This is a genomic window from Pseudomonas psychrophila, from assembly GCF_001043005.1.
Classification (GTDB): domain Bacteria; phylum Pseudomonadota; class Gammaproteobacteria; order Pseudomonadales; family Pseudomonadaceae; genus Aquipseudomonas; species Aquipseudomonas psychrophila.
Window position 1 is genome coordinate 983,606 of the sequence record NZ_JYKZ01000001.1, and the last position, 18,278, is coordinate 1,001,883.

The following is an 18,278-nucleotide window of genomic DNA, read 5'->3' on the forward strand; positions in this document are numbered from 1 at the left end:
GGTAATCGCTTATCAGGCTGCAATCAATTCGAAAGGCGTGGCGCTACCAACTCTTTGAGCTCGGGCAGCTTGCCGTGAAAAAAGTGTCCGCATTCTGCCACTTTCAGCAGCTCATGGGGGCGCGACAGGTCGTTTGACCAGTTATAGACCAGCTGCGGATCGATCACTTCATCGGTTTCGGGCTGGATAACCGTTAGCGGGCAGTTGTGGGGCAAGGCATCTTCGTCGCGCAGACGCATCACCGCCGGGGCGACCATGATCACCCTCGACAAATGCTCGCCCTCGGCCTCAAGCCGGCCACCCAGGCTGGCTGCAACAAAGCCGCCAAACGAAAAGCCGAGCAAGGTGATTGGCAATTCAGGGTGTTTGGCGCGCAACCAATGAGCCGCAGCCAGTGCATCGTCGACTTCGCCGGTGCCCATGTCATGACTGCCAGCGCTCGTGCCGACGCCACGGTAATTAAATCGCAAGGTAATCAGGCCAGCATCGCGGGCAGTGCGCTGCAGGGTCGAAACCACTTTATTCATCATTGTTCCGCCCTGCACCGGATTGGGGTGGCACAGCAGCGCAAGGCCCTGTGGCTCAGCAGAATCAAGGTACAAGGCTTCCAGTTGGCCGACCGGGCCATCAATTACTACGGGGGTTTCGCGGGTAAGCAAGAAGGAACTCCGTGACCTCAAATTGGGTCGACTCGTCTAGCTGATAGATTCTGTCTGACATATTTGCGAGTGCATCGCGGTATACAGCGCAGGTCCGAGCCGTTAACGTAAAGCAAAGCCGTTTATAGAGGAAGGACTCGTGGAACACTCGCTCTTGATTTGGTTGTTGCCGACTCTCGCCCTGGTTGCCGGTGTCGCCATTGGTTTTCTGGTTGCTCGTCTACTGCCAAATGCCGTGCCTAACCGTACGCAGCGTCAGCTCGACGACATCCAGGAACGTTTTGACAGTTACCAAAGTGAAGTGGTGACCCACTTCAACACCACCGCCAATCTGGTCAAAAAGCTCACTCAGAGCTATCAGGACGTGCAAGAACACCTCGCCGAGGGCGCCAACCGTTTGGCCCTGGACGAGCAAACTCGCCAACGCCTGCTGGCTGCTCTGCACTCCGATGTGCCACAACCGCATCGCGAGCGCATCACTCCGCCGCACAGTACTGAGCCGCCATTGGATTACGCCCCAAAGAGCCCCAATGGCCCGGGTATGCTCGATGAGCATTACGGCCTGAAAAAGTAAACGTCACGCCCAATAAAAAGCCCCGCGATCTGCAAGGATCGCGGGGCTTTTTTTGTATGGCTGGTGACTAACCCGTAGCAGCTGCTACGAAGTGCCTTGCCTTTACGGGTACTGCTGCACCTGACCTGGCTGCTGGTATTGCATGCCAGGGATCGGCGCCAGCGTGACTTGAACGCGGCGGTTTTGCGCGCGACCGTCAGCTGTTGCGTTACTGGCAATCGGGTCGGCCGGGCCGGCGCCACGTACTGACAGGTACTGACCGCTCACACCCTGGGACGTCAGGTAGGTCGCCACGCTCTGCGCACGCTGCTGCGAGAGCTGCATGTTGTAGTTGTAGTTACCGGTGCTGTCGGTATAACCCACGATCTGAATCTGGTTTTGGTTGTTGAACTGCTTCAACGAGTTCGCCAGGTTGTTCAGTGGCTGATAGAAACTTGGGGCGATGTTGGCGGAGTTGGTGGCAAAGGTAATGTTGCCCGGCATCACCAGAGTGATGTTATCGCCCTGACGCTGAACCTCTACGCCGGTATTGGCCATGCTTGCACGCAGTGCCGCCTCTTGCTTGTCAGCGTAGTAGCCATAACCTGCAGCACCCAGACCCGCCACAGCGGCGCCGATCAGCGCACCCTTGCCACGGTTGTTGTGGTCGATGGCAGCACCGGCTACAGCACCAGCCAATGCCCCAAGACCACCGTAGGTGGCGGTTTTACTCATGCCCGTCCCGGAAGACGCCTGGCCCTGGTTGTTATACGGGTTAGGCGAAGCGCAGCCGGCCAGCAAGGCAACCGCACTTGCAGCAACAATCAAACGACGCGAAATGAACATGGTGAAGCTCCTGATCAATCTTTCTGGGGCAAAGGCCGTTGGCATTGGACCTTTGTGGGCGTTAGAACACGACCCGCTGTAAAAATTCCTTTGGTCGCTGACATTTGCACTACGCAAACCATAGTCGCCCGATCGCCACCTCACAAACTCCGACTTAGAACTTCACCCCCACCGTCAGCGCCACAAAGTCGCGGTCACTGAGCGTGTTGTAGCGCCCGCCAAAGAAGTTGGTGTACGACAGACTGCTGGTGTAGGTGTTTTGGTATTCGCCGTCCAGGCCAACGGAGATGGCTTTGCGGCCCTCTTCGAAGTTGGCATTGGGACCAGGGGAATAGCCGCTGATGTCATGGGACCAGCCCAGATTGGGCTTCAGGTTCACACCGGGTAAAACACTGTTGTACTCCCACACCGCCCGACCACGATAGCCCCAGGAAGTGGCGGTGGTGAAGCCGTCATGGCCGTCTGAACCGAACACCGGATCACGGCCATAACGCAAGTCTGATGAGCTATCCAGCCCGCCCACGTAGGTGACCCCTACCTCGCCGGTCACGGTCAGGCGATTGGCACCCATGGCGTTGTCGAAAACATGGCTGAGGGACGTCTGGAACTGGGTGATTTCCTTACGCCGATAGCCCTGTACATCCGCGCCGGGAGTCACGGTCAATGGCGATGCGCTTGCAAGTCCAGGCAGCAACGTGATGTTGGCGTACAGCAAATCGTTGCTGTTGAGTTGCACCGGCGCATTGGGACGATAGCTCAGCTCGCCTTTCCAGGCCGTGCCTGTGGATAACCTGGTAGCGAAGCTCAAGCCATACAAGTGGATGTCTTCGGGGTATTCGACGTAGTAGCTGGAGTTGCCGGCAACGATCATCGACCCCAGCCCGCCCGCACCTGCCGCAGCGTTGTAGGCCGACTGCGGCGCAGCGCCCGCACTGAGGATCGGGTCCCGGCTGTGATAATTCATGAAGTAGGCGCCAAACTCGGTGTCCAGCGGTTCAAACACATAATGCATGGCCACGCCAAACTGACCACCGTTGCGCGCATTGCGATCAGCGCCACGACGCACCAGCACGCCCTCGCCGTTTACGTCGACACCCGCACCCGTGAGCGCCGCAAGGTCTGCCACATCTAACGCCGAGCGTTTGCTCATCACCCGGTAATTGCCGCTGCACCCGTCAGCCATCACATCGGATTGGGAGAAAAACGTCCCGCAGTTATCTGCTTGCGACTGCTCCCAATCCAGCTGATAAAAAGCTTCAGCCGACAGATTGTCAGTCAGATTTTGCGAGATATAAAACAGGTTGACCGGCACCAGACCGTCTTTGTATTCAGTGCCCGGCCGCCGATAAGCCGACACGTCAGTGGGGTTGATCGCATTGATCCCGCCGCCGATAAACACGCCCTCGCCCCAACTGACCACTTGCTTGCCCAGGCGCGCCGCGCCGGGCTGATCGGCGATCTCATAGTTGTGGTACACGAAGGCATCCAGCAGTTGCGCCCCGGCCGATTGCGCACTGGCTTTGCGCCCGCTGTCGCTGACGGGTTTGAAGGGCCGGCTGTCGTCCTGCAGCTCAAAGTCGTACCAATACTTGCCGCGCACATACAGGCCGCTGTCGCCGTACTTCAGCTCCAGTGCGTGCATGCCGGTAAATAGCTTGGAGAAGGTTTCGCCGCGCTTGAAGTTGAGGCGGCCATCATCCGAGATTTCGGATTGCCCCTTGCCGCCATTGTTGGCGCCAATCAAGTTACGGTCGGCCTTGGCGGTGGACCAACTGGCACCGATGGACAACTCGGAATCGATCTGGCCCTCGACCGGGCCGACATTGAAGCTCACGCCCCAGGCGGACGTCGACGCGAGGCTGACTGCCAGCGCCAGCTTGGCGCGGCGCCAGGACCGGTTGACTGAGGACATCGATACTTCTCCGTGGGCACACTGCAATAAGCCCGCAAGGATGAAGCAAATCCAGATTTTGACAAGAACACTCCCACTCCCGTAGTCGCTGCCGCAGGCTGCGAGCTTTTAATCGCTATCAGATCAAAAGCTCGCAGCCTGCGGCAGCGACTACGCATAGGGATCAATGCATCTCGGTAAACGCCAACTTTATGCCCAGCGCCACCAGTACCGCCCCCATGGTGCGATCAAACCAATGCCCCATGCGGGCAAAGCCGGTGCGTACGCGCTGATGGCTGAACAGCATGGCGACCATGCAAAACCACAGCCCGGTGGCGACCGCCAGGTACACGCCGTAGCCAGCCTGGATCGACAGCGGCGTATGCGGGTTGATCACCACGGTGAACAACGACAGGAAAAACAGTGTCGCCTTGGGGTTCAGGCCATTAGTCACAAAGCCCGAAGTGAACGCACCGCGAGCCGTACGCTCACCCACCGGCAACGCGGCGGCCAGTGCGGCCGGATCGGCCGGTTTGGCCCGCAGCGCCTTGAAGCCGATGTACAGCAGGTAAGCCGCAGCCAGCCACTTCAGCGCGTTAAACAGCACAATCGACTGCGACACAATAATCCCGATACCTAACAGCGAATAACCGACATGGACGAAAATCGCCGTGCCTACACCGAAGGCGGTAAAAATACCGGCGCGGCGACCGTGGGTCACGCTCTCGCGTACCACCACGGCAAAATCCGGCCCGGGGCTGGCCACCGCCAGCAGGTGAATCAGGGCAACGGTCAAAAATTCTGTCCAGTACATGTACGGCTCCATTACAAATTGTTTCTTCTGTTAGGCTCGCCACATTACGCCTTCATTTCACAGCACAAAAGGTACAGTTGATGACTAACACTCAGCGCGCCGTATTCCTTGATTACACGTCACTGGATCTGGGCGACCTCGACCTGGGCCCGCTGCGTCGCAGCTTCGGCGATCTGCAGGTGTGGTCGGACACTACCCCCGCGAATGTGATCGAACGCCTGCAAGGCGCCAGTGTAGCCATCAGCAACAAAGTCCAACTCAACGCCCACACTCTCGCCGCCTGCCCGGACCTCAAGCTGATTCTGGTGGCGGCCACCGGCACCAACAACGTAGACCTTGAGGCCGCCCGCGCTCAAGGGATCACCGTTGCCAACTGCCAGGGCTACGGTACGCCATCCGTGGCACAGCACACCCTTGCCCTGCTGCTGGCAATGGCCACACGCCTGATCGACTATCAAAAAGCCGTCACCGACGGTCAGTGGCAGGAAGCCAAACAGTTTTGCCTGCTGGACTTTCCGATTGTGGAGCTGGAAGGCAAGACCTTGGGTCTGTTCGGTCATGGTGAACTGGGCAGCGCAGTGGCCAGACTGGCCGAAGCCTTCGGCATGCGCGTATTGATCGGTCAGATCCCCGGCCGCCCGGCCCACGCCGACCGCCTGACCCTGGACGAGCTGCTGCCTCAGGTCGACGCCCTGACCTTCCACTGCCCGCTCACCGAGCACACACGCAATTTTATCGGCGCCCGGGAGCTGGCACTGCTCAAGCCCGGGGCCTTTGTGATCAACACCGCACGCGGTGGCATCATCGACGAACAGGCTCTGGCCGACGCGCTGCGCAGCGGCCATCTGGGCGGCGCGGCGACCGACGTGCTGAGCGTCGAGCCTCCCCGCGACGGCAACGTGCTGCTGGCAGCCGACATCCCGCGCCTGATCATTACCCCGCACAGCGCGTGGGGCAGCCGCGAGGCCCGGCAGCGTATCGTCGGCCAACTGGCGCAAAACGCCGAAGCGTTCTTTAACGGTACAGCGCTGCGGGTCGTCAGTTGATAGACTGCGCCCCTTTTTGAGGAGCAGATTATGGATCCGCGCAGTGAAGTACTGCTTCGTCAGCCTGAATACTTTCAGGGTTCGGTGCTGTTAGTCGGCTTGCCGGCTGACGAACTACTCGGCGAATTGCCCGATGCACACGGCTGGTGCTGGCACGCCGGCGACCAGGCCGTACTCGACGCCCGCTTTGAAGGTCGTGTGCAGTTTGGTGTCGAAATCCCCGAACGGGCATTCGACACTGCCGTGGTGTTTCTGCCCAAGTCCAAGGAACTGAGCGACTACGTGCTCAAGGCCGTGGCCGCTCGCTTACCCAATGCCGATGTGTTTCTGGTTGGCGAAAAAAAGGGCGGCATTGAAGGCGCCTCCAAACAGCTGATCCCGTTCGGCAAGCCGCGCAAGCTCGACAGCGCGCGGCACTGCCAGTTGTGGCAAGTGACTGTGGATAACGCTCCGAGCGTGCCGGTACTTGAAGACCTCGCGCACCATTACGAACTGCCGCTGGCTGAAGGCCCGCTAAAGGTCGTCAGCCTGCCGGGCGTGTTCAGCCACGGGCGCCTGGATCGCGGCAGCGCCTTGCTGCTTGAGCATCTGGACAAACTGCCCAGCGGTCACGTGCTGGACTTCGGCTGTGGCGCAGGCGTGCTCGGCGCTGCGGTCAAACGGCGCTACCCGCATAACACTGTCACCTTGCTCGACGTGGATGCCTTCGCCACGGCCAGCAGCCGTCTGACCCTTGCCGCCAACGGCCTGGAAGGCGAAGTGATTACAGGCAACGGCATCGATGCCGCGCCCATGGGCTTGAACTCGATTCTGAGCAATCCGCCGTTCCATGTCGGGGTGCACACCGATTACCACGCCACTGAAAACTTGCTGCAAAAAGCAGTCAAACATCTGAAAACAGGCGGCGAACTTCGGATTGTTGCCAACAGCTTCCTGCGTTACCAACCGCTGATCGAAGAGCATTTCGGTGCCTGCGCGGTCAAGGCTGAAGGTCAGGGTTTCCGGATTTACAGCGCCAAGCGCCGTTGAACACATTGTGAAATAAGGGCTTGCCGGATCGGATTTGCCTAGGCAGAATCCGCTCCGTCCTAGGGGAGTAGTCTCCCACGAGCGCCACGCTCGTCCGGCATACGTCAACATACTTGGTCAACAGACCATGGCGTATGCGACCCAGGTGTCCGCACAGACGGACCGGGGTTTGACAAGACCTATGACACGAACACCTTACCCGGGGCGGGAAGGCTGTACGTGTCATAGCCGTGTCGACCCGCCCCTGGAAGCTACCTGATGATGCTCGACTCCTTACTCGTTCCTACCGCAATTGTTGCCTTAGCCGAAATCGGCGACAAGACGCAGCTGCTTGCCCTCATTCTCGCCGCACGCTTTCGCAAACCCTGGCCGATTATTGCCGGCATCGTGGTCGCGACGCTGGCCAACCATGCGGCGGCCGGTGCCGTAGGCGCCTGGTTCAGCACCTTCTTCAGTGACGCCATGCTGCACTGGATCCTTGCTGCAAGCTTTACCGCTACTGCGTTGTGGACCCTCGTGCCCGACAAGATGGATGACGACGAAGCCAGCACCGCGCGCAAGTACGGACCTTTCGTTACCACTCTGATCACGTTTTTCATTGCCGAAATCGGCGACAAGACCCAAGTCGCGACCGTGATGCTAGCTGCGCAATACCCGGATCTGTGGCTGGTGATTATCGGTACCACCCTGGGCATGCTGATTGCCAACGTACCGGTGGTATTGGCGGGTAACTTTGCGGCTGACAAACTGCCGCTGACCCTGATTCGACGCCTGGCAGCTGCCGCGTTCGTCGTACTGGCCATCGTGGCGGTGTACAAGGCAATGCAGATCAGCGGCTGGGTGTAGCCCGCTTTTGAGTGTGGGAGCGGTCTTGCTCGCGATGGCAGCAACGCGGTTTAAGTGTCAGACCGCAGCGATCCAATCGCGAGCAAGCCCGCGCCCACGAGGGGGTTACGATTTCGGGGCCTGCTGATAAAGCGGCATTACCTTGGGGATGGCTGCTTGCAGCGCCGTAATACGACTGCTGGAGGCCGGGTGAGTGCTCATGAATTCAGGCGGTCCATCCTGTGATTGCTGGGCCATTTTCTGCCACAGGGTAATGGCCGCATTCGGGTTGTAACCCGCACGCGCTGCCAGCTCCAGGCCGATCAAGTCTGCTTCGTTTTCATTGCTGCGACTGTTGGGCAAGGTCAGGCTGTAATTCACCACCGTGTCGGCCAGCCCAAGGCTGTCTTGCCCCAACCCCAACAATGCACCGGCGCCTTGCTTGGCGATTTCGATGCCGTAAGCCTTGGACATGGATTCACGCCCGTGCTCACGCAAAGCGTGGGCAATTTCATGGCCCATGATCGCGGCGATTTCATCATCACTGAGTTTGAGCTGATCGATGATCCCGCTGTAAAAGATGATCTTGCCGCCAGGACCGCAGTTGGCGTTGAGCTCATCACTCTTGATCAGATTGACTTCCCAGTTCCATTGCGCGGAATCCGGGCGAAAGGCCGGGGCCTGGGCAATCAGTCGGTTGGCAATTGCCTGCAGGCGCTTGGCGTTGGCACTGGTCTTGTCCAGTGCACCCTTGGTGCTCGCCTCGCTCACTGTCTGCTGGTACGACTGCGCATACATCTGGTCAACTTGCTGGCTCGACAACATGCTGAACATATACTGCTTGCGCTCAACGCCGACCGCCCCACCACTGGTGGTATTCACCGCCTGGCAACCGCCGAGCAACAACCCGGCGCCCATCGCGCACACTACCGCTAACTTACCCATCAACTATCTCCATAAAGAGGGTGCGCATCGTATCTCAACCCGGCGTCAGGCACTCGGGTGCATTGAGTTTGGGATCATTGACCAGATTGGCCAACGGTCGTTCACGCAACGGCATCTGCGGGCTGGCAAGCAGCGCCTGTAATACATGAAGCGGCGTTTCTGGATCAAGCCAGGCTTGCTGACCCGCTTCATCCAGAATCAACGGCCGACGCTGACTGGCCGCTGCCTGGGTGATCACCGCGGTACTCAACCACACATGCCCCTCAACCGGGTACGCCTCCCAGATACCGGCAAAAAACAGCGAAGCCCCCTCCCCCGGTGTCAGCCAATAGGGACGTTTGCGGGTGGTGCCGCGCCATTCGTAAAAACCGTTGGCCGGGATCAGGCAGCGCCGCTGGCGCAAGGCGTCGCGAAACATAGGCTGCTCGGCCACGGTTTCAGCCCGGGCATGGGCAGGAGTGCGTGACAGATCGGTCAGCCAGGCCGGGGTCAGCCCCCAGCGCGCCCGTGCCAGTTCGCGCTGGCCAGGCTCGGCACCCACCCGTTGGATCAACACCGCGTCATTGGGCGAAATATTCCACTGGGCCTGCTGATCAGCGGGGAAACCGGGCAAGGCTGCAAACGCAGGATTCCAGCGAAACAGGGCAAAACGTCCACACATGGGGCAGCACAACTCTTCTTCTATAAAGCAGTGAAAAAACCGTCGCTGGCTTCAGCAATCCAGCACATCGGGGAAACTCTCGGGCTCATCACCCGCCACCGGTGACGCGGCATTGTACGCATCGATCAACTCTCGCGCGTATTGCGCGCGATCATTGGCAACCGCCAAGCCCAGCAGACCGAACACGGGTAATTCGCCCGTTGCCCCGATCAGGTCGCGCCCCTCCAGCCGCGCTTCCACCCCTTCACTGGCAAGCATGCCCAGCAACAGCTCGGCTTCCATCAGGTTTTCCGGCTCGTAGATGCGCTGCATGAGCTTCACTCGCTACTCATTTTCGGTATGAACATCGAGCATCCATTCCCGACCGTCGGTCTGTAGATGAAACATAATGGGCCGGCAACACACCGGGCAGTCTTCAATGTAGCTTTGATCGCCACCGGATAGGTCGAGTACAGCTTCTGCCTGCTCGCCACAATAAGGGCATTCATAGTGCTCAGTTTCAAGCATCGCGGTCTCCTGAGTGACTTGTGCGTATAATCGCCTGTCTATTAGCAGGGCTATTTTTTTGCCCTGCCCTGCGTACCAACCCTAGCCGTTTCCAACAAGAGAGCATGATGGGCGAATTCGATACCATCCGACCTTACGACGACGCCGAAGTCCCAGCAGTGCTGGCCCGGTTGCTCAGCGACAAGGCGTTTCTAGATATCCTGACCCACTTTCGCTTCCCGCGCCTGGCAGGCGCTTTCGGCTGGCTGTTAAAACCACTTATAGCCCATCGTCTGCGTAAAGAGTTCGCGAGCGTGACCTCCGTCGCCACTTTGCAAGACAAGGTCGAGGTTTACGTCGACCGCACCATCGAGCATGCCACTGATGGTGTGACCTATACCGGCGTTGAACAGTTGAAGACGGGTAGTGCCTATCTGTTTTTGGCCAACCACCGCGACATCGTGATGGACCCGGCTTTCGTCAACTACGCGGTTTATCACGCGGGCCTGCCAACACCCCGTATCGCCATTGGCGACAACCTGCTCCAAAAGCCCTTTGTCAGCGATTTGATGCGCCTGAACAAAAGCTTCATCGTTCACCGCTCGATCACCGGGCGCCGTGAAAAGCTTGCTGCTTATCAACTGCTGTCGGCTTACATCAATCACTCGATCCGCACGGACTGCCAGTCAATCTGGATTGCCCAGGCTGAAGGCCGGGCCAAGGACGGCGATGACCGCACCGACTCGGCGATCCTGAAAATGTTTCACATGAGCCGTAAAAGCGAGCCGTTCGCCGAGGTCATTCAGTCTCTGAACCTGACCCCGGTTTCGATCAGCTACGAATACGACCCCTGCGATCAGGCCAAAGCTCGAGAGCTGTATATCCGCGCAACCACGGGCACATACAGCAAGGCGCCGGGCGAAGACGACACCAGTATCGCCAACGGCATTACCGGTTACAAAGGTCGCGTACACGTGAACTTTGCCGCGCCCATTACCGAGCTTTTCGAGGACAGCAAATTGCTGGCCACGGAAATGGATCGCCATATCCTCAGCGGTTACCGCCTGTTCCCTGCGCACTACCTGGCGTATGCGCAGTGGGCTGATGCCGAGCCCGAGTTGCAAGTACCAACGGCTGCCGAGGTATTCAGCGCCGAAGAACTGGCCAAGGCACAACAGGAATGGCAACGCCGCCTGGACGCCTGCCCGGCCGAACACCGCCCGTACCTGGTGCTGCAATATGCGATGCCGGTACGTAATCAGTATCGGGTCAAGGCCGGGCTGCCCCTGTAACCCGATAAGACCCGTGGGAGCGAGCCTGGTCGCGATTGCATCGACTCGATGCACCGACAAACTGAGCCGCCCGCATCGCGACCAGGCTCGCTCCCACAGCAATGCTTAATTTCTGCTGTCACCGTATCGTCATGAAGAGAGGCCACTCTGTGGCCCCTCGACACCGACACGGAGCTTGTCATGTTGCACGCAGAAAACCAGGACCGCCTTTACCTCATCGCTCCCAGCGACGAACAACAGGCACTGATCGAGGGCTTGGCCTTTAACGTTCAGGATCGCCACTGGCTGGTCTATTGCGCCTTGAGCGGCCATACCCATGCCGATTTGCCTGAACTGGACTTGCTCACCGGCGTCAGCCGCCTTGAGCTGTATGCCGAAGCGGCCTGAAGCCAGACACAAAAAAGCCCGAACTCACTGAGTTCGGGCTTTTTGTTTTGCAGCATTTACTCGCCGAGCAAACGACCGATGGAGGGATCCTTGAACACACGGGTCAGTGCGTCACTGAGCACATCGCTCACCAGCTTGGTGTTGGTTTCCTGATTGGGCGCCATGCCGAAGCGCTGATCAAGGGAGGCGCCATAACGACCGCTGTAAGTACGGCCACCGTTCTTCACATCGGAGCGGAAGGTTGCGCCAATGGTCGCTTCGGTCACGTACATGGTGTCCTTGGGCGACTGGTACTTCAGTTCGGCCAGGGTCACGGTCAACGTCGGGGCATTCATCGCATTGGATGTAGGCGTGTAGCCCAGCAAACGCACGGCGGCTTCAGCCTGGGCTTGTAGCTTGGGAATCAGGTCGGCACTGCTGACGCTGATTGCACTGGTCTCGGGGTACATGCCACCACGGGTGCCCAGGGTTGGCGAAGGACGACCGTCGACCACACGCACCACTACCGGCTGGCCACGACCCACTGGCGCAAGCTGGGTGGTCAGCTTGGGTTGCGGGCTGAGTTGTTGCGGGCTGTGGGCGCAGCCGACCAGAGTCAAACTGGTCACAGTAATCAAACCGAACAACAGGCGTTGCAACATGCTCATCTCTCCAGGACTGGGTAAAACAGGCCGTCAGTATAGGGTGCTGTGCGCCTGCGAACTAGCCGCATGCTGTCACCACCCTGTCATCGCCATTACATCGTGATGTCACGTCAACAGGGCATTGTCTGACTGACTGACTCAACAGGTGCTGCCATGAACAGGTTCTTATCGTTGCTGGGCCTGAATCGCCCTAACCGCTGCTTCGCCCGCCTCGACCCGACGGGTCGCTGCCAGGCATTCAAGCAATGCAAACAACCGCCGGTCGGCGACAGCTGGGTCGAAATCGAAGAAATCCGCCTCAACTGGTTGCACCAGGTACTACCCGCCAGCGCCCGTATTGCCTCGTCCGCACCACGTTCAGCAGTGCAACCCCTGCTGGGACTTTGACCAACGCACCAATAAAAGTCATTTAACAGGATCAATTGCCCGCGTTTCTTCGCTACAATCTCCCCCCGATTATAAGGACGTCTCCTGATCGGGCCTCGCAGCATCGCTAATGCGCTTGTATTAGCTCCCCCGCACCGCCCACAGAGAGCCGCCCACACAGACCATGTGAAGCAGGTGCGCTTGCGTTTTATTGCGTATCCCCACTTTTTACAGGGTCTGCCAGAGCTGCCATAACGCTCGGTCACTGGGTTCGGTACCCGGCGTGCGGTAGCCCTTTTTTGAGGTTCACGTCTTCAAGAGAGCGTGAAAAAAAACGGGTTTCACAACTTCACAAGAGTGTGGCGAGCAAATGAAAAGTTTTGCGTCTGAACATGCACCATTAGCGTCTGAAATTACCCCACCAAGCAGGATCGAAGTCGGCTCCACAGCACAAGACTGAAGCCTGTCCGCTTACGGATTTGGTTGCACAAACGGACGCTCTAGACCTTAAGTCGAATTGCCTCCCGAGTACTGAAATGCGTTCATATGAACCTTGAAGGCCCGGTTGGTGGCGTCCGCTAAAGTTGCAAGAAATTGCGAAGAATCGGACATGGCGATCCCGGCCATGAGTGACCCGAGGCAAATCAGAACCCGCCTCGGAACACCTGGCAGCTATGCCGTCAATTTGGTGCCGTAGATTTTGGAGACGCGTTAATGGCGCATAACGAAGCAGTCGACGTAGTACTGGTTGGAGCGGGCATCATGAGTGCCACCCTCGCCGTACTGCTCAAAGAGCTCGACCCCGGCGTCAAGCTGGAAGTTGTTGAGCAGATGGACTCAGGTGCTGCGGAGAGTTCCAACCCGTGGAACAACGCAGGTACCGGTCACGCTGGCCTTTGTGAGCTGAACTACACGCCGCAGGCGGCTGATGGTTCGATCGACATCAAAAAAGCTGTGCATATCAATGCCCAGTTCGAGGTGTCGAAGCAGTTTTGGGCCTATCTGGCACAAAAAGGGACTTTCGGTTCGTGCAAATCCTTCATCAGCCCGGTACCTCACCTGAGCTACGTTGAAGGCGAAAAAGGCGTGTCCTTCCTGAAAAAACGTTTTGAAGTGCTGAGCAAGCACCATGCGTTTTCAGACATGGAATACACCGAAGACAAAGCCAAAATGACCGAGTGGATGCCCCTGATGATGCCGGGCCGCCCTGCGGACCAGCAGATCTCGGCCACCCGTGTACTGCAGGGTACTGACGTGAACTTCGGCGCCCTGACCCAGCAGTTGCTCAAGCATTTGGCCAGCGCAGCAGACACCCAGATCAAGTACAGCAAAAAGGTCACGGGCCTCAAGCGCAATGGCAGCGGCTGGACGGTGAGCATCAAAGACACCAACAGCGGCAATACCCGCTACGTTGATGCCAAGTTCGTGTTCCTGGGTGCAGGTGGTGCGGCCTTGCCGCTGCTGCAAGCTTCGGGCATCGAAGAAAGCAAAGGTTATGGCGGCTTCCCGGTCAGTGGCCAGTGGCTGCGTTGCGACAACCCTGAAGTGGTCAAGCTGCACCAGGCCAAGGTTTACAGCCAGGCCGCAGTCGGGTCGCCACCGATGTCGGTGCCGCACCTGGACACCCGTGTGGTCGATGGCAAAAAGTCCCTGCTGTTCGGACCTTATGCCGGCTTCACCACCAAGTTCCTCAAGCACGGCTCGTTCCTTGACCTGCCGATGTCGATCCGACTGGGTAATATCGGGCCAATGCTCGCCGTTGCTCGCGACAACATGGACCTGACCAAGTACCTGGTCAGCGAAGTGCGCCAATCGATGGAACAACGCCTGGACTCCCTGCGTCGTTTCTATCCGCAGGCCAAAGCCGAAGACTGGCGTCTTGAGATTGCCGGTCAACGGGTTCAGATCATCAAGAAAGACCCGAAAAAAGGCGGCGTATTGCAGTTCGGTACCGAACTGGTTGCGGCCAAGGACGGTTCGTTGGCCGCCCTGCTGGGTGCCTCTCCGGGCGCTTCGGTCACCGTTTCGATCATGCTGGACCTGATCGAGCGTTGCTTCCCGCAGAAAGCCACTGGCGAGTGGGCGACCAAACTCAAGGAAATCTTCCCGGCACGGGAACACGTTCTCGAGACCGACGCCCAGCTGTACCGCGAAATCAGCACCCGCAACTCCGAGTTGCTGGAACTGGTTGAGCCACAGAGCGCCAACACCAGCATCGCGTAACGCACCACCGACGTCTTGAGGCGTCAAAAAAAGCCCCTCGTCCTGCTTCAGGCCGAGGGGCTTTTTTGTGGTTCCATCCCGCAGCATCAGCCCATGGTGAATAACACCCGCGAGCCGCCGTTGAGCGAATATTCATCGTCGTCGGGGACTGCAATCAGCTCAGCGGCACAGCTAATGGGGACTGACCCAATCGACCTGGCCTGAGCCCAGCGGTCGAGGTTACCACCCCCCGGCGTGAGATGGCCGAAGCCGAACAGGCACGCCTGCTCACCTTGCTGATAGGTGAACAGATCCGCACCACGGGACGTGGGCAAGTAGTACAGCAACTCCAGGCTGGAGTGCGGCTCGATTACAAAATCATGGCCGGTAGCGTCGGGCGCTTCAAGCCACGAAAAATCCTTGCCCGGAACAATCGCCTGAGCCGTGGCATTGAAGATCTCAACCTCCAGCACCTCATCGCCAGCCAATGCCCAGCCACTGACGATTGCAAAAAACAGCGCACTGAAACACGTGAATAAATGATTCATTGTTCGACCCCCTTCCCTGAGCGGCCTGCCCATAGCCCTTGTGAGCAGTTGAGCCTTGAGTATTGATCGCCCACACAAAAGCTCCCCGCCGCAAAACCCATGCGTGGTGTGGGATCAATCTTTAATCAGGAGAGGGTTAGTGCTTTAAATGGGAGCGAGCTAGCTTGCGATGAAATCGACGCGGTTCAACTTGAAGACCGAGGCGCCAGAATCACGAGCAAGCCCGCTCCTACAGGCTAATCAACCGCGAGCCTGGTCAATCAGTTCGATGTACTCGTCGGCGTTGCGCTGATCCTTGATGATGTCGACAAAGGTCTGGCCGTGCTCGTCTTTGCCATCCAGGTCAAAACCGGCTTCCTTGAAGAACGTCAGGAAGCGCCCAAAGTCATCGATACGCAGGCCACGATAGGCTTTGATCAGTTTGTGCAGCGAGGGCGAGGTTGCGTCCACGGGCTCGAAATCCAGGAACAACTTGATCTGCTCGTCGCCGATCTCGTCACCAATCAACTGCTTCTTGTCTTTACGCATGTCCGGCTCCAGCCTGCTGATACTTCACGGGCCCGCAGTTTACCCAAGGCTCAACGTGCGCGCACGCTACCGGTGTGCAAGTCGGCCCAGATATGGCCATTGGCATAGGTCAAAAACTGGCAATAGACCGTGTCGTTGCGCAACAAATCAATCACGACGCGGTATTGGGACAGCGGATACGAAAGGCTCAAAGTCCGCGTTTTACTGTCAAACACGGGCTTTTTCAGGCTTTTACTTTCGCCATCAAACGAAATCAGCACCTGGCGCACCGTCGCACCTTGGCTCATGGGCTTGCCTTTCAAGCGCACCAATAAAGGCGAGGTCACCGGGATCGGTTGCTGATTGGATTGACGCTGGCTCCCCACCACCACCGAATAGGATGTCACCAGCATCAATTGCTGTTGCTCGGGCACCTCGCTGCGCACTTGCAGATCATCCGCAGGCAGAAACTGCCCATGCAGCAGCGGTGTAGCAACAGGGGCTGCCGCCAAAGGCAAGCTGGCCAGCAGCAGGCTCAACGCAGCACTACGAATCAGAAGGCTCATGTCGGGTTCCAAAAAGCGGGGTGCCGCACTCTAGCACGGTGCCAGAACGCCCCGCAGCCCAGGCATGACATCCCCACTAGCCTCATTCACTACAAATGGCTTAGCGCCGGACCGGACGCTTTTGCAATTTGCGCTGCAGGGTACGACGGTGCATGCCCAAGGCACGGGCAGTGGCCGAGATATTGCCTTCATGCTCACCCAGCACACGCTGGATATGCTCCCACTGCAAGCGGTCAACCGACATCGGGTTGTCCGGCACCAGGGTTTCAAGGTCGGCATGCTGGGACAGCAAGGCGGCGAGCACGTCATCGGCATCCGCAGGCTTGCACAGGTAGTTGCAGGCGCCGCGCTTGATCGCCTCGACGGCGGTGGCGATGCTCGAATAACCGGTGAGGATCACCACTCGCATCTCGGGATCGAGCTCAAGCAGCTTGGGCAGCAGGACCAGGCCTGAGTCACCGTCCATTTTCAGATCCAGCGCCGCATAATCGGGCAGATCCTGTTGAGCCAGAATCAGCCCTTCTTCGGCAGAACCCGCGGTGCTTACGCGAAAACCGCGACGGCTCATGGCACGCGCCATTACACGGGTAAAAGTGGCGTCGTCATCTACCAACAACAAATGCGGCAGCTCTTCGCCTTCGACCTGAATTTCTTCACTCATTTTCATTTCCTCGGGCGACACGTGGCAGGCGCAGCTCTGTGAGCGTTCCGCCATCCTCATGACTGTAGAGTTTTACCGAGCCGCCAGCGCGGGTCACGCTGGCCTTGCTCAAGAATAGGCCCAGACCGAAGCCTTTGCCCTTGGTGGTAAAAAAGGGTTTGCCGATTTGCTCGGCGATGGCCAACGGTACACCCGGACCGTGGTCACGAATACTGATGGTCAGATCAACTGCATCCCAGTCCAGGCAGACTTCCAGCCCTTCAGGGCAGGCATCGGCTGCATTGTTGAGCAAATTGAGCAATGCCTGGGTCAAGTCCGGAGGCGGCGCCAGGCGCGGAACAGGGCCGTGGCCCAGGCACTGAAAGCGGTAAGTGGCTTCAGGGCGCATCAAGTGCCAGCGATTCAAGGCTTCATCCAGCCACTGGGTGACGTCCTGGACCTCAATCGCCAACCGACGATTGGCCTCAGCGGCACGCACCAACTGCTGCAGGGTTTCCTTGCACAACTTGACCTGATCCTGGAGCACGCTCAGATCATCTTGCAGCTCAGGGTCCTGGTGATCGCGGCGCATCTCTTTAAGCAGCACACTCATGGTCGACAACGGCGTGCCCAACTCATGGGCCGCACCGGCCGCTTGCGTTGCCACCGCCAGCAATTGCTGGTCGCGCAGGCCTTCTTCACGACGCAGCGCACGCAGTTCTTCCTGACGGCGCAGTTCTTCACCCATCTTGGCAGCGAAAAACGTAATCACTGCCGCTGACAGGGCAAAACTCAGCCACATTCCGTAGATCTGCAGTTTTTCGCGGAAAAACGGCACGGTGTCTATGGGGTAAAACTGCATCAACAACAGGGTATAGAGCGCCAGCGCGATGCCGGTCAACACCAGCGAATAGCGCCAGGGCAACGTGACCGCGGCGATGGTCAGCGGCACCAGGTAATACGAAACAAAGGGATTGGCCGAGCCACCCGAGAAGTACAACAAGGCGCTGTGGATAAACAGGTCACAGGCCAGTTGCAGCGCATACTCAAGCTCAGTCACGGGCCAGGTTGTGCGCAACCGGATGGCGGTAAACGCGCACAACAGCATTGAAAACCCAAGGGTGATACTCAGCTGAAACCAGGGCAACGGCAGCAAGTTGAACAGGTAGGCAAAGCCAACCGAACCTGCTTGCGCGGCCAGTACCAACATGCGGATAAACGTAAGACGCCAGAGATTCTGGCGAGTCGCGGACAATAACTGAACGGGGGCGAGCATGAGCTCTCCTGATGAGCGCTCCAGGCGGATCGCCGAGAGTATAACCAAGCGGGCGGCCCCACAGGCAAAAGTGCGGCAAAGAGCCACAGTGTTTT

The 18,278-nt window shown here is 58.5% G+C and carries 22 protein-coding genes and 1 riboswitch; of the genes, 8 read left to right on the forward strand and 14 right to left on the reverse strand.

Annotated elements, in window-relative coordinates:
* Positions 1–23: 23 nt before the first annotated feature.
* On the reverse strand, positions 24–659 hold the full coding sequence (locus tag TU76_RS04550; protein ID WP_019823843.1) for an alpha/beta hydrolase: 636 nt from the start codon (positions 657–659) through the stop codon (positions 24–26).
* A gap of 139 nt (positions 660–798) precedes the next feature.
* On the opposite strand from TU76_RS04550, the gene TU76_RS04555 reads away from it, so the two are divergent.
* Positions 799–1,233, forward strand: a complete 435-nt coding sequence (locus TU76_RS04555; protein WP_019823844.1) for a Z-ring associated ZapG family protein — start codon at positions 799–801, stop codon at positions 1,231–1,233.
* A 102-nt stretch (positions 1,234–1,335) separates the two neighbouring features.
* Here TU76_RS04555 and TU76_RS04560 read toward each other — a convergent pair whose 3' ends face one another.
* From TU76_RS04560 to TU76_RS04570, 3 genes are all read right to left on the reverse strand, one after another.
* Positions 1,336–2,058 carry a YiaD family glycine zipper/OmpA-like lipoprotein gene (locus TU76_RS04560; protein ID WP_019823846.1) on the reverse strand — a complete coding sequence of 241 codons (723 nt, stop codon included), beginning with the start codon at positions 2,056–2,058 and terminating at the stop codon, positions 1,336–1,338.
* A gap of 154 nt (positions 2,059–2,212) precedes the next feature.
* Positions 2,213–3,970, reverse strand: coding sequence for a DUF1302 domain-containing protein (locus TU76_RS04565; RefSeq protein ID WP_048351161.1), 1,758 nt, complete (start codon positions 3,968–3,970; stop codon positions 2,213–2,215).
* Positions 3,971–4,133: 163 nt separating this feature from the next.
* Positions 4,134–4,763, reverse strand: a complete 630-nt coding sequence (locus tag TU76_RS04570; RefSeq protein ID WP_019823850.1) for a LysE family translocator — start codon at positions 4,761–4,763, stop codon at positions 4,134–4,136.
* A gap of 80 nt (positions 4,764–4,843) precedes the next feature.
* On the opposite strand from TU76_RS04570, the gene TU76_RS04575 reads away from it, so the two are divergent.
* The 3 genes from TU76_RS04575 to TU76_RS04585 all read left to right on the forward strand — a co-directional run bounded on the left by TU76_RS04575 (position 4,844) and on the right by TU76_RS04585 (position 7,684).
* On the forward strand, positions 4,844–5,809 hold the full coding sequence (locus TU76_RS04575) for a 2-hydroxyacid dehydrogenase (RefSeq protein ID WP_019823851.1): 966 nt from the start codon (positions 4,844–4,846) through the stop codon (positions 5,807–5,809).
* A 30-nt stretch (positions 5,810–5,839) separates the two neighbouring features.
* Complete coding sequence (locus tag TU76_RS04580) at positions 5,840–6,838, forward strand: class I SAM-dependent methyltransferase (RefSeq protein WP_019823853.1); 999 nt, start codon at positions 5,840–5,842, stop codon at positions 6,836–6,838.
* A 49-nt stretch (positions 6,839–6,887) separates the two neighbouring features.
* Positions 6,888–7,009, forward strand: a riboswitch (yybP-ykoY riboswitch).
* A gap of 90 nt (positions 7,010–7,099) precedes the next feature.
* Complete coding sequence (locus tag TU76_RS04585; protein WP_019823855.1) at positions 7,100–7,684, forward strand: TMEM165/GDT1 family protein; 585 nt, start codon at positions 7,100–7,102, stop codon at positions 7,682–7,684.
* Between the two features lie 105 nt (positions 7,685–7,789).
* Here the strand turns inward: TU76_RS04585 and TU76_RS04590 are convergent, their stop codons facing one another.
* The 4 genes from TU76_RS04590 to TU76_RS04605 are packed head-to-tail and all read right to left on the reverse strand — an operon-like array spanning position 7,790 to position 9,776.
* Entirely contained in the window at positions 7,790–8,608 is an 819-nt protein-coding gene (locus TU76_RS04590) for a M48 family metallopeptidase (protein WP_019823857.1), read from the reverse strand.
* A gap of 34 nt (positions 8,609–8,642) precedes the next feature.
* Entirely contained in the window at positions 8,643–9,269 is a 627-nt protein-coding gene (locus TU76_RS04595) for an SOS response-associated peptidase (protein ID WP_048351162.1), read from the reverse strand.
* 51 nt (positions 9,270–9,320) lie between these two features.
* Positions 9,321–9,581: a putative signal transducing protein gene (locus TU76_RS04600; protein ID WP_037032031.1), complete on the reverse strand. Its 261-nt coding sequence runs from the start codon at positions 9,579–9,581 to the stop codon at positions 9,321–9,323.
* 12 nt (positions 9,582–9,593) lie between these two features.
* Positions 9,594–9,776 (reverse strand): CPXCG motif-containing cysteine-rich protein, encoded by a 183-nt coding sequence (locus TU76_RS04605; protein ID WP_019823864.1) that lies wholly within the window; start codon positions 9,774–9,776, stop codon positions 9,594–9,596.
* Positions 9,777–9,880: 104 nt separating this feature from the next.
* Between TU76_RS04605 and TU76_RS04610 the strand changes: the two genes are divergently transcribed.
* The gene (locus TU76_RS04610) at positions 9,881–11,047 is read left to right on the forward strand and encodes a 1-acyl-sn-glycerol-3-phosphate acyltransferase (protein ID WP_037031942.1); all 1,167 of its coding nucleotides are present in this window, start codon (positions 9,881–9,883) and stop codon (positions 11,045–11,047) included.
* Positions 11,048–11,227: 180 nt separating this feature from the next.
* Positions 11,228–11,434 carry a hypothetical protein gene (locus TU76_RS04615; RefSeq protein WP_019823869.1) on the forward strand — a complete coding sequence of 69 codons (207 nt, stop codon included), beginning with the start codon at positions 11,228–11,230 and terminating at the stop codon, positions 11,432–11,434.
* A gap of 56 nt (positions 11,435–11,490) precedes the next feature.
* Here the strand turns inward: TU76_RS04615 and TU76_RS04620 are convergent, their stop codons facing one another.
* Positions 11,491–12,075 carry a YajG family lipoprotein gene (locus tag TU76_RS04620; RefSeq protein ID WP_048351163.1) on the reverse strand — a complete coding sequence of 195 codons (585 nt, stop codon included), beginning with the start codon at positions 12,073–12,075 and terminating at the stop codon, positions 11,491–11,493.
* 156 nt (positions 12,076–12,231) lie between these two features.
* On the opposite strand from TU76_RS04620, the gene TU76_RS04625 reads away from it, so the two are divergent.
* Complete coding sequence (locus TU76_RS04625; protein WP_019823873.1) at positions 12,232–12,465, forward strand: hypothetical protein; 234 nt, start codon at positions 12,232–12,234, stop codon at positions 12,463–12,465.
* A 693-nt stretch (positions 12,466–13,158) separates the two neighbouring features.
* Positions 13,159–14,667 carry a malate dehydrogenase (quinone) gene (gene mqo / locus TU76_RS04630; RefSeq protein ID WP_048351164.1) on the forward strand — a complete coding sequence of 503 codons (1,509 nt, stop codon included), beginning with the start codon at positions 13,159–13,161 and terminating at the stop codon, positions 14,665–14,667.
* Between the two features lie 86 nt (positions 14,668–14,753).
* On the opposite strand, the gene TU76_RS04635 is transcribed toward mqo, so the two are convergent.
* From TU76_RS04635 to TU76_RS04655, 5 genes are all read right to left on the reverse strand, one after another.
* The gene (locus TU76_RS04635) at positions 14,754–15,194 is read right to left on the reverse strand and encodes a hypothetical protein (protein WP_019823877.1); all 441 of its coding nucleotides are present in this window, start codon (positions 15,192–15,194) and stop codon (positions 14,754–14,756) included.
* Positions 15,195–15,434: 240 nt separating this feature from the next.
* The gene (locus tag TU76_RS04640; RefSeq protein ID WP_019823879.1) at positions 15,435–15,722 is read right to left on the reverse strand and encodes a PA4642 family protein; all 288 of its coding nucleotides are present in this window, start codon (positions 15,720–15,722) and stop codon (positions 15,435–15,437) included.
* A 50-nt stretch (positions 15,723–15,772) separates the two neighbouring features.
* Positions 15,773–16,267 carry a hypothetical protein gene (locus TU76_RS04645; RefSeq protein WP_046809753.1) on the reverse strand — a complete coding sequence of 165 codons (495 nt, stop codon included), beginning with the start codon at positions 16,265–16,267 and terminating at the stop codon, positions 15,773–15,775.
* 100 nt (positions 16,268–16,367) lie between these two features.
* Positions 16,368–16,928: a response regulator transcription factor gene (locus TU76_RS04650; RefSeq protein ID WP_019823883.1), complete on the reverse strand. Its 561-nt coding sequence runs from the start codon at positions 16,926–16,928 to the stop codon at positions 16,368–16,370.
* Complete coding sequence (locus TU76_RS04655; protein WP_019823884.1) at positions 16,921–18,183, reverse strand: ATP-binding protein; 1,263 nt, start codon at positions 18,181–18,183, stop codon at positions 16,921–16,923. Before TU76_RS04655 ends, TU76_RS04650 begins: the two co-directional genes overlap by 8 nt.
* Between the last annotated feature and the right edge of the window lie 95 nt (positions 18,184–18,278).

Bases quoted from the DNA above. Each gene is read 5' to 3' on its own strand.
- TU76_RS04560 (WP_019823846.1), bottom strand. From the start codon at position 2,058: ATGTTCATTTCGCGTCGTTTGATTGTTGCTGCAAGTGCGGTTGCCTTG.
- TU76_RS04565 (WP_048351161.1), bottom strand. From the start codon at position 3,970: ATGTCCTCAGTCAACCGGTCCTGGCGCCGCGCCAAGCTGGCGCTGGCA.
- TU76_RS04570 (WP_019823850.1), bottom strand. From the start codon at position 4,763: ATGTACTGGACAGAATTTTTGACCGTTGCCCTGATTCACCTGCTGGCG.
- TU76_RS04575 (WP_019823851.1), top strand. From the start codon at position 4,844: ATGACTAACACTCAGCGCGCCGTATTCCTTGATTACACGTCACTGGAT.
- TU76_RS04580 (WP_019823853.1), top strand. From the start codon at position 5,840: ATGGATCCGCGCAGTGAAGTACTGCTTCGTCAGCCTGAATACTTTCAG.
- TU76_RS04585 (WP_019823855.1), top strand. From the start codon at position 7,100: ATGCTCGACTCCTTACTCGTTCCTACCGCAATTGTTGCCTTAGCCGAA.
- TU76_RS04590 (WP_019823857.1), bottom strand. From the start codon at position 8,608: ATGGGTAAGTTAGCGGTAGTGTGCGCGATGGGCGCCGGGTTGTTGCTC.
- TU76_RS04595 (WP_048351162.1), bottom strand. From the start codon at position 9,269: ATGTGTGGACGTTTTGCCCTGTTTCGCTGGAATCCTGCGTTTGCAGCC.
- TU76_RS04600 (WP_037032031.1), bottom strand. From the start codon at position 9,581: ATGCAGCGCATCTACGAGCCGGAAAACCTGATGGAAGCCGAGCTGTTG.
- TU76_RS04605 (WP_019823864.1), bottom strand. From the start codon at position 9,776: ATGCTTGAAACTGAGCACTATGAATGCCCTTATTGTGGCGAGCAGGCA.
- TU76_RS04610 (WP_037031942.1), top strand. From the start codon at position 9,881: ATGATGGGCGAATTCGATACCATCCGACCTTACGACGACGCCGAAGTC.
- TU76_RS04615 (WP_019823869.1), top strand. From the start codon at position 11,228: ATGTTGCACGCAGAAAACCAGGACCGCCTTTACCTCATCGCTCCCAGC.
- TU76_RS04620 (WP_048351163.1), bottom strand. From the start codon at position 12,075: ATGTTGCAACGCCTGTTGTTCGGTTTGATTACTGTGACCAGTTTGACT.
- TU76_RS04625 (WP_019823873.1), top strand. From the start codon at position 12,232: ATGAACAGGTTCTTATCGTTGCTGGGCCTGAATCGCCCTAACCGCTGC.
- mqo (WP_048351164.1), top strand. From the start codon at position 13,159: ATGGCGCATAACGAAGCAGTCGACGTAGTACTGGTTGGAGCGGGCATC.
- TU76_RS04635 (WP_019823877.1), bottom strand. From the start codon at position 15,194: ATGAATCATTTATTCACGTGTTTCAGTGCGCTGTTTTTTGCAATCGTC.
- TU76_RS04640 (WP_019823879.1), bottom strand. From the start codon at position 15,722: ATGCGTAAAGACAAGAAGCAGTTGATTGGTGACGAGATCGGCGACGAG.
- TU76_RS04645 (WP_046809753.1), bottom strand. From the start codon at position 16,267: ATGAGCCTTCTGATTCGTAGTGCTGCGTTGAGCCTGCTGCTGGCCAGC.
- TU76_RS04650 (WP_019823883.1), bottom strand. From the start codon at position 16,928: ATGAGTGAAGAAATTCAGGTCGAAGGCGAAGAGCTGCCGCATTTGTTG.
- TU76_RS04655 (WP_019823884.1), bottom strand. From the start codon at position 18,183: ATGCTCGCCCCCGTTCAGTTATTGTCCGCGACTCGCCAGAATCTCTGG.